Origin of the sequence: Arthrobacter humicola (genome assembly GCF_022803015.1) — a bacterium.
Taxonomy (GTDB): domain Bacteria; phylum Actinomycetota; class Actinomycetes; order Actinomycetales; family Micrococcaceae; genus Arthrobacter; species Arthrobacter humicola_A.
In genome coordinates, this window is record NZ_JAFKON010000002.1 from 547,036 (window position 1) to 555,312 (window position 8,277).

The window sequence follows — 8,277 nt, forward strand, 5'->3', positions numbered from 1 at the left end:
GGGACTAGCCGAACAGCAGGGTGGCCAGCGTAAAGATGGCCAGCCCGGCCAGGGCACCCACCACCGTGCCGTTGATCCGGATGAACTGCAGGTCCCTGCCGACCTGCAGCTCGATCTTCTGCGACGTCTCTTCGGCATCCCAGCGGGCCACGGTGTCCGTGATGACCCCCGCGATGTCCGAGCGGTAGGTCTTCACGAGGTAGCCGGCCGCGTCGCCGATCCAGGCGTTCACCTTGCCGGCGAGCTCGGGATCGACCAGCAGCCGGGTGCCGAAGTCATGCACGGCCGCCTTGAACTTGACGGTCAGTTCGCTGTGCGGGTCATCGACGGCGGTGAGCAGGGCCGTCTTGATGGTGTCCCAGGTGCGGGAGGCGAGCTCGCGGACCTCCGGGTCGCCGAGCACTTGGGCCTTGATGCCCTCGGCGCGGGCGATCATGACAGGATCATGCTGCAGGTCCTGCGCGAGTTCCTTGAGGTACTTGTCGATCGAGAGGCGGACCTGGTGCTGCGGGTCGGACTGCACGGCGCGGGTGAACTTGAGGATCTCCACGTACACCTTGTCGCCCACCAGCCCGTCCACGAACGAGGGCACCCACGTCGGGGACCGGTCGGTGACCAGCCTGTTGACCGTCTCCTGGTTGTCCCGCACCCAGTCCACGGTGCGGTCCACCATTAGGTCCACCAGCGCATGGTGGTGCCCGTCGTCGAAGATCCGCTCGGCGAGCCGGCCCACCGGCGGCCCCCACGGCGGGGTGAGCAGGTGCTTACGGACCATGGACTCGATCACGGCCTGGACGTCGTCGTCGTTGAGCACCTTGAACGCGCCGCGGATGACGGCGGCACCCTCCTTGGCGACCCGGTCCGGGCCGCCGGGGCTGGACAGCCAGGCGCCGGCCTTGCGCGCAATGTCTGCGGACGCCAGCTTCTCCTGGACCACCTGTTCGGAGAGGAAATTGGTTTCCACGAATTCGCCCAGCGAGGCGCCGATCTGGTCCTTGCGGCGCGGGATGATCGCGGTGTGCGGGATCTTGATGCCCATGGGGTACTTGAACAGGGCCGTGACGGCGAACCAGTCCGCGAGGGCACCGACCATGCCGCCCTCGGCCGCGGCGCGGACATATTCGAGCCCCGGATACTGCTTCTGCAGGGCGAACGCGACGATGAAAATCACCGCCATGACGATCAGCAGCGAGAGGGCCAGGAGCTTCATCCGGCGCAGCGCCGCGGCCTTCTCGCGGTCGCTGGAGGCAGCGGAACGCTGCCCGGGGGGACCGCCCGGCCGGGTGCCGCCTGGACGTCCCGCGGCACCGGTCAGGGAAGTTGCCTCAGTATTCACCTGCATGAGCCCAGCCTAGCCCGCCACAGAAACGGACGGTCCGCTAACGTGGCACCATGACCACTGATGAGCCTGCCGCCGCCGCCCGGCCTTTGGTCTATGCCCACCGCGGCTCCAGCGGAACCTTCGCCGAGCACACCCGGGCCGCGTACCTGCAGGCCATCGCCGACGGCGCCGACGGTGTGGAATGCGATGTCCACCTGACCCGGGACCAGCACGTGGTGCTCCTGCACGATGCCACCCTGGACCGCACCTCGGACGGCACGGGCCAGGTGGCCGACCGGACCCTGCAAGAACTCCAGGAACTGGACTTCTCCTCCTGGAAGGGAGCCCGGATCCCGGAGGCCTACGGCGCCAAGTCCGGGCAGTTCCTGACCCTGCCGGACCTGCTCGACATCCTGCGCGCGGCCGGCCGCGGGATCGGGCTGGCGATCGAGTTTAAACACCCGAGCCCGTACCAGCTCAGACTCGAGGACCGGGCCCTGGAGGTCCTGAGGGTCGAGGGCTGGGATCCGCGGACGTCGATGCTGGAGAACATCACGGTTTCCTTCATGAGCTTTAGCCCCGACTCCGTAAAACACCTCCTGGAGTCCGTGCCGGCCGCGGCCGTCTGCCAGCTCGTGGACGACGTCAATGTGGCGGACATCCGGGAGGAACTGGGCCTCGGTGCCCTGACCGGCGGGGCGCTGGCCAACGTGATGAAGGCCGCCCAGGCTGAGGGGGAACGGATCCTGGCGGCGGCCGAGGCGGGCATTGCCGGCCCCGGCATCGGGTACGTCCGCACGCACGCCCCGGCCGTTCAGCGCTGGCTCGCCTCGGGGCTGCGGTGCCGGGTGTGGACGGTCGACACCGAGGACGACGTCGAACGGTGCCGGAAACTCGGGATCCAGGAGATCACCACCAACTGGCCGGCCCAGGTCCTCTCCCAGCTCATGGCGGACAGCCGGCCCCCACGGTAGCCGCCTGGCCGCTCCACGGATCCTGGGCCGACATCTTCACATCCCCTGCGTCCCCGCGGATTACGGCCGGCGTGGCCGCTGTGGTTGAGTTGTTGCATGCCATTTCGCCGGCCCGTCCCGGACCTCCAGACGCTATCCGCGGCAGCGATGAGCGCGCTGCTGCTCACCAGTGCCGCCAAGCACTTCCGCGAGCCTGAATTTTTCCACCCGGTGGTACCCGACTTCCTGTGCCGGGACGACTCCGGCGAGCAGCCGAACGGGCCCCTGGCCGTCCTGTCCCGTGAGGAATGGGTGGCAGTGAGCGGGCTGCTGGAAGCCGCCGCCGCCGTCGGGCTCCTGGTCCCGGCCACCCGGAGGGCCGCCGCGGGCTGTGTCACGGCGCTGTTCGCAGCCTTCCTCGCCGGCCACGTGGACGCCCTGCGCAAAGCCTACGGGCCGGAGGGCTCGCCTCGCCGGCGACGCGTGCACACCCTGCGGCTCCCGCTCCAGGCGCCCCTCATCGCATGGGCCTGGACTTTGACACGGCGGAACCGGCGCCCGTGAAAATCCTGCAGTCACCGGCGGTGCGGATCGGTTTGTCGATCAGCATCGCCACCGGGCTCTACGGCGTCTCCTTCGGCGCGCTGTCCGTAACCTCAGGCCTGGATTTCTGGCAGACCATGGCGCTGAGCCTGCTGCTGTTCAGCGGCGGCTCGCAGTTCGCCTTCATCGGTGTGGTGGCCGGCGGCGGGTCCGGCGTCGCGGCGATGGGCGCCGCGACGCTGCTGGGCATGCGCAACGGCATCTACGGCATGCAGATCAATGCCCTCCTGCAGCCGCGGGGGTGGCGGAAGTTTGCCGCGGCCCAACTGACCATCGATGAGTCCACCGCCACCAGCACCGGGCAGACGGATCCCGACGAGCAGAAACGCGGCTTCTGGACCGCCGGAATCGGCGTCTTTGTTCTCTGGAACCTGTTCACCGCCCTCGGCGCATTGGCCGGCGGGGCACTCGGGGATCCCAAACAGTGGGGACTGGACGGCGCCGCCGTGGCGGCCTTCCTGGGCCTGCTCTGGCCGCGGCTGAAAGGTAGGGAACCTGTGGCCATCGCGGTGGTCTGCGCGCTGGCCACCGTGCTGGCCGTGCCGTTCGTGCCCCCGGGAGTGCCGATCCTCGTCGCCGCCGTGGTCGCGGCGGGGATCGGCTGGTTCAGCCACGGCCGCAGCGACGAGGGCCTGGAGCCGGACGTCGATCCGTACGCGGAGGACCACGTGCACCACCACCACGACCCTGCCCGCGATTCCCGCGGTGACCGCTCCGGAGACGACGCATGAACCTCTGGATGTGGCTGCTGCTCTCCTGCCTGCTCGCCTACGCCTGGAAGCTGCTCGGCTACCTGGTGCCGGCCAGCCTGCTCCGCAACCCGCGGACGTCCAGGATTGCCGGGACCATGACAATCGGGCTGCTGGCGTCCCTGACGGTGGTCAATGCCGTCGCCTCCGGCCAGTCGCTCGTCCTGGACGCCCGGCTTGGCGCCTTGGCGGCGGCGGCCATCGCTTTGTGGTTGCGCGCGCCGTTCCTGGTGGTGGTGATCGCCGGCGCGGCCGCGGCCGCCGGGCTCCGGCTGCTCGGCTGGGACTGACCCGTTCGTGGGACGCCTGACCGCGCTGGGCCGCGGACCGGCTGTGGGTGCGGCCGGAACGGTCTTTAGTCCCTACTTGGTGCCGGGATCGCATGGGAGCATTCGAACATGACTGAACACGACGGCGAGCTGCCGGCTGCCGACCGGGAGGCTGCCGATGAGCAGGCCGCGGAGCAGCAGGCCGCGGAGCAGCAGGCCGCGGAGCCGCGCAAGGATCAGCGCACCAAGGCGCACGAGCCGTATGTTTCCGGCGGGGCTGAGTCCACCCGGGAAATGCGCGAAATGTCCCGCCGCCGTCGGGAAGCCGAAGAGAAGCTTCAGCAACACCTTCTCGAAGCCAAGGAAAAGCCGGCCGAAGACTAGCGCGGGGCACCGGGCTGCCGGGGCACCTGCAGGAACCGGCGCTTATGGGTGCTAGCCGAGAACGGCGTCGAACGCGGTGCCCGTCAGCGGGGCCTGCGGCGGCAACGCCCGGTCCGGCCGCTCCGTCCGGATGGCGTCCTCAACCAGCGCCACGGGCCGGCGCCACGCGTCGGAGCCCGGCTCCATGGTGTCCACGACGCCGATCAGCATGGCCAGCAGGCGGATCATGTCCGTCATGGAAATATCGCTGCGCAGGGTGCCCTGCCCCTGGCCCCGGCCCAGCAGCACGGCGATGGATTCAATCAGGCCGCCCGTGATCCCGGTCAGCAGCCCGCGCCGGCCCGCGACAGCTCCCAGCAGGTTGGCTTCTTCGCTGGCGACATGCATCGTGGCATCGATGACCCGAAAGAGCCCTGCGGCGGCGTCAGGATCGGCCAGGGCCTCATCGATGGCCGGATCCACCTGCAGCCGGAGCTGCTGGTTCAGGGCAGCGAGCACCAGCTCTTCCTTGTCGGCGAAATTCCGGAAAAGGGTGGCGGGACCCACGCCGGCGGTGACGGCAATGGTCTGCAGCGGCACCTCGGGGCCGTGCTCGCGGAAGCACTGGCGGGCCGCGGCGATGATTTTGTCCACGTTGCGCGCGGCATCTGCGCGGAGCGGCCTGCGGTCTACTGCCCGGTTCATTTGCCTAGGGTAGCAACGCGAAGGGTGCGCGAACCTGTTACCGGCGGGTAGTGACTTATGTGACGGTGGCGGAGGTGCCCCCGGCCGCTGCCGGGCTGGAATCGCGTGAAAGACTAGTGCCGGACAGCCCGGAAGTTTTCGCCCCCGGTGTCCTGACTGAGTGAAGGGAACCACCACATGCTGGTCGCATTCTCCGTAGCACCCTCCGGTGACCCAGCCAACGGGCAAGCGCCCGGCGACGCGTCGGTCCACGACGCCGTCGCGGCGGCGGTGCGGATCGTCCGGGAGTCGGGCCTGCCCAACCGGACGAGTTCCATGTTCACCGAGATCGAGGGGGACTGGGACGAGGTCATGGACGTCGTCAAGCGGGCCACGGACGCGGTGGGCGCCTACGGTTCGCGCGTCTCGCTGGTCCTCAAGGCGGACATCCGGCCGGGCTACAGCGGCGAGCTGACCGGCAAGGTGGAACGGCTGGAAGACGCCATCGACGGGCAGGGCGCCGTCGGGGCCGGCCCGCAAATCCCAACCCGGCCGGGAAACTAGGCGTACTGAGCCGGACCGCACGCCGAAACGCGGGCGGGAACGGCGCGCCCGGAGGGGTACCGCCGGGCGCGGGCGGCTGGAACACTGGGGGCATGATCGAGCATCAATCCGCCCCCGGCTGGGTCGCCGTCGAGAACTTCCTCTCCGACGCGGTGGTCCGCCCGGACCGTTCACTCAAGCGCGCCGTCACCAGCGCGCTTGAGGCAGGCATGCCGCCCATCGAAGTGGCCCCCAACGCCGGCAAACTCCTGAAGCTGCTGGTCCAGCTCTCCGGTGCCCGCCGCGTCCTGGAGATCGGTACGCTGGCCGGCTTCAGCACCATCTGGATGGCCCAGGGACTGCCCGACGACGGCCGGCTGGTCACCTGCGAATACCTCCCCCGGCACGCCCGCGTCGCGCGCACCAACGTTGACGACGCCGGGCTGGGCCACAAGGTGGACATCCGGGTCGGCGCGGCGCTGGACACCCTGCCCGAGCTGGAAAGCGAAGCCGGGCCGCCCTTCGATTTCGTGTTCATCGATGCCGACAAGGAAAACAACCCACACTACCTGGACTGGGCCATCCGGCTTGGCCGGCCCGGCACCACCATCGTGGTGGACAACGTCGTGTGGGAGGGTGCAGTGCTGGACGCGTCGATGGACCCGGTCAACGCCCCCGGAATCATCAGCACCCTCCAGATGATGGGCGATGACCCGCGGCTGGACGGCACCGTGATCCAGACCGTGGGTTCGAAAGGCTGGGACGGCTTCGCCCTCGCGATCGTCCGCTAGGTGCAAGAGATTGTCCGCCGGGGCGAACGCGCCGGTGGCAGCCGACCCCGTGAAGCGCCCGGCCACCCCCAAGTGCTAAGTATGCTTAGATTACTTGTCGACGGCGCCAGCGATGGCGGCGCGGCCGCGGACGCGCAGGACTTCAGCCACGTGGCCGGGCCCAGCCCGATCCGCCCAGCCCGATCCGCCCAGCCCGATCCGCCCAGCCCGAAGGAACACAGGCAGCCGAAATGAACGGGATCCCCATCTCGCACCACCCCCTACCTGTCCGGATCAGCTCCGCGGCCGCAGAGCTGGAGACGATCAGCCCCCTGCTGTCCGAGGCGCAGGACGCCGTCGGCGATGTGCCGGCGCTGCTGGAGCTGGCCAAGGCGGCCGCGGCGGCGGCGCCCAAACCAGGGGACGGCCGGACCGCGTTCCTGTGGGAGATTCTGGCCTCCGTGACCGCCGTCGATGTCGCCGCCGGACGGGTGCTGGAACCACACCTGGATGCCGTGGCGATCCTGGCCCAGGCCGGCGACGAGGCGGCACGGCACGGCCGGGACTGCCCGGACCCGGACGATGCCGACTTCGAGGGGACCTGGGGTGTGTTCGCCGCCGAGGCGCCCGGCCTGCGGCTCGAAGCCAAGGAAGCCGCAGACGGCTGGATCCTGCAGGGATCCAAGCCCTGGTGCTCGCTCGCCGCCCAGCTGGACCATGCCGTGCTGACGGCCCATCTGGAGGCCGGCGGCCGGGCCGCCTTCGCCGTCGACCTCCACGCGAACGGGGTGGGCTTCGCGAATCCGGAGTGGACCAGCCGGGGGCTGCGCGAGATTCCCAGCGGCACAGTCCACTTCGAGGCCGTTTCCGCCGTGCCCCTCGGCGGCGCCGGCTGGTATTACCAGCGCCCGGGTTTCGCGTGGGGCGGCATGGGCGTGGCTGCCTGCTGGCTCGGCGGCGCCGTCGCCGTGGCGCGCAGCTTCGCCGACTCCCTGCGGCACTCCGCCGACGGCGGACGGGAACCGGACCAGATTGCACTGGCCCACCTCGGCGAGATTGACCGAACGCTGGCCGCCCTGACCGCCTACCTGGCCGGCACGGCCGCGAGGATCGACGCCGGCGAACTCTCGGACCGCGGTGCGTGGCAGGAAGCCCTGCGCGTGCGCGGCAGCGTGGCCGCCGCCGTCGAACGCGTCCAGGCGCTCGTGAGCCAAAATCTCGGTCCGGCCCCGCTCGCCTTTGACGAGCGCTACGGAAAACGGATGGCCGATCTCGCCCTGTACATCCGCCAGCACCACGCGATGCGCGACGACGCGCAGCTGGGCGCCCTGGCGCTGGCCGAAAGCAACCCATGGTGACCTTCACCCACAACGACGCCGGGACCACCGAGGCCGCCTGGGCCGGCAGCCGTGCCGCCGGGCTGCCGGACCTGCCGCTGGATGACGCGGCGCTCGCCGGCCGGGCCTTCGTCGTCCTGGCCGCGCACCCGGACGACGAATCGCTCGGGGCCGGCGGGCTGCTGGCGCGGCTGCACGCCGTCGGCGCCACGGTCCGCGTGCTGCTGTGCACGGCGGGGGAAGGATCCCACCCCGGCTCGCCAACGACGACGCCGGAACAGCTCGCGGCGGTCCGGCTGCAGGAGTTCGGCGACGCCCTGAAACGCCTTTCCGGAGCCGGGAACGGGGCCGGGGACGTGGCGTGGCAGTGCCTGGGCCTGCCCGACGGTCACCTCGCCGGGCACCGGGAAGAGATCCGGAAGGCTGTCCGGGACGCGGTCCGGGAGGCGGCGGCCGTATGCGGTCGCGCCGCCGACGAGGTGGTCCTCGTGGCGCCCTACCGCTCCGATGGCCACACCGACCACGACGTCCTCGGATCCGTTGCCGCCGGGCTCAGCGCCGCGGCGGGCCACGCCCTCCTCGAATACCCCATCTGGTACTGGCTGTGGGCGGCACCAGGCGCGCCGGACGCCGGCGGCGACCCGGCGGGGGCGGCCGGCCTGACCCTGTCTCTTATACACATCTG

At 70.3% G+C, this 8,277-nt stretch carries 10 protein-coding genes; 8 read left to right on the forward strand and 2 right to left on the reverse strand.

Going from position 1 to position 8,277, the window contains the following annotated elements:
* Positions 1-4: 4 nt before the first annotated feature.
* On the reverse strand, positions 5-1,342 hold the full coding sequence (locus ARTB_RS07485; protein ID WP_439954094.1) for a DUF445 domain-containing protein: 1,338 nt from the start codon (positions 1,340-1,342) through the stop codon (positions 5-7).
* A gap of 50 nt (positions 1,343-1,392) precedes the next feature.
* Here ARTB_RS07485 and ARTB_RS07490 point away from each other — a divergent pair, with 50 nt between their 5' ends.
* The 5 genes from ARTB_RS07490 (at position 1,393) to ARTB_RS07510 (ending at position 4,279) form a co-directional block, all read left to right on the forward strand.
* Complete coding sequence (locus ARTB_RS07490; protein ID WP_243178365.1) at positions 1,393-2,295, forward strand: glycerophosphodiester phosphodiesterase; 903 nt, start codon at positions 1,393-1,395, stop codon at positions 2,293-2,295.
* Between the two features lie 96 nt (positions 2,296-2,391).
* Positions 2,392-2,838 carry a DoxX family protein gene (locus ARTB_RS07495; RefSeq protein ID WP_028275275.1) on the forward strand — a complete coding sequence of 149 codons (447 nt, stop codon included), beginning with the start codon at positions 2,392-2,394 and terminating at the stop codon, positions 2,836-2,838.
* On the forward strand, positions 2,799-3,608 hold the full coding sequence (locus ARTB_RS07500; protein ID WP_243178366.1) for an AzlC family ABC transporter permease: 810 nt from the start codon (positions 2,799-2,801) through the stop codon (positions 3,606-3,608). The genes ARTB_RS07495 and ARTB_RS07500 overlap by 40 nt, the downstream gene beginning before the upstream one ends.
* On the forward strand, positions 3,605-3,916 hold the full coding sequence (locus tag ARTB_RS07505) for an AzlD domain-containing protein (protein WP_028275273.1): 312 nt from the start codon (positions 3,605-3,607) through the stop codon (positions 3,914-3,916). The genes ARTB_RS07500 and ARTB_RS07505 overlap by 4 nt, the downstream gene beginning before the upstream one ends.
* 108 nt (positions 3,917-4,024) lie before the next feature.
* Positions 4,025-4,279, forward strand: coding sequence for a hypothetical protein (locus ARTB_RS07510; RefSeq protein WP_243178367.1), 255 nt, complete (start codon positions 4,025-4,027; stop codon positions 4,277-4,279).
* Between the two features lie 51 nt (positions 4,280-4,330).
* On the opposite strand, the gene ARTB_RS07515 is transcribed toward ARTB_RS07510, so the two are convergent.
* Positions 4,331-4,963, reverse strand: coding sequence for a TetR/AcrR family transcriptional regulator (locus ARTB_RS07515; protein ID WP_028275272.1), 633 nt, complete (start codon positions 4,961-4,963; stop codon positions 4,331-4,333).
* Positions 4,964-5,140: 177 nt separating this feature from the next.
* Here ARTB_RS07515 and ARTB_RS07520 point away from each other — a divergent pair, with 177 nt between their 5' ends.
* The 3 genes from ARTB_RS07520 (at position 5,141) to ARTB_RS07530 (ending at position 7,613) form a co-directional block, all read left to right on the forward strand.
* A complete protein-coding gene (locus ARTB_RS07520; protein WP_243178368.1) occupies positions 5,141-5,506 on the forward strand; it encodes a thiamine-binding protein in 366 nt (121 codons plus the stop codon).
* A gap of 92 nt (positions 5,507-5,598) precedes the next feature.
* The gene (locus tag ARTB_RS07525) at positions 5,599-6,276 is read left to right on the forward strand and encodes an O-methyltransferase (RefSeq protein ID WP_243178369.1); all 678 of its coding nucleotides are present in this window, start codon (positions 5,599-5,601) and stop codon (positions 6,274-6,276) included.
* Between the two features lie 230 nt (positions 6,277-6,506).
* Entirely contained in the window at positions 6,507-7,613 is a 1,107-nt protein-coding gene (locus ARTB_RS07530; protein WP_243178370.1) for an acyl-CoA dehydrogenase family protein, read from the forward strand.
* Positions 7,614-8,277 lie beyond the last annotated feature (664 nt).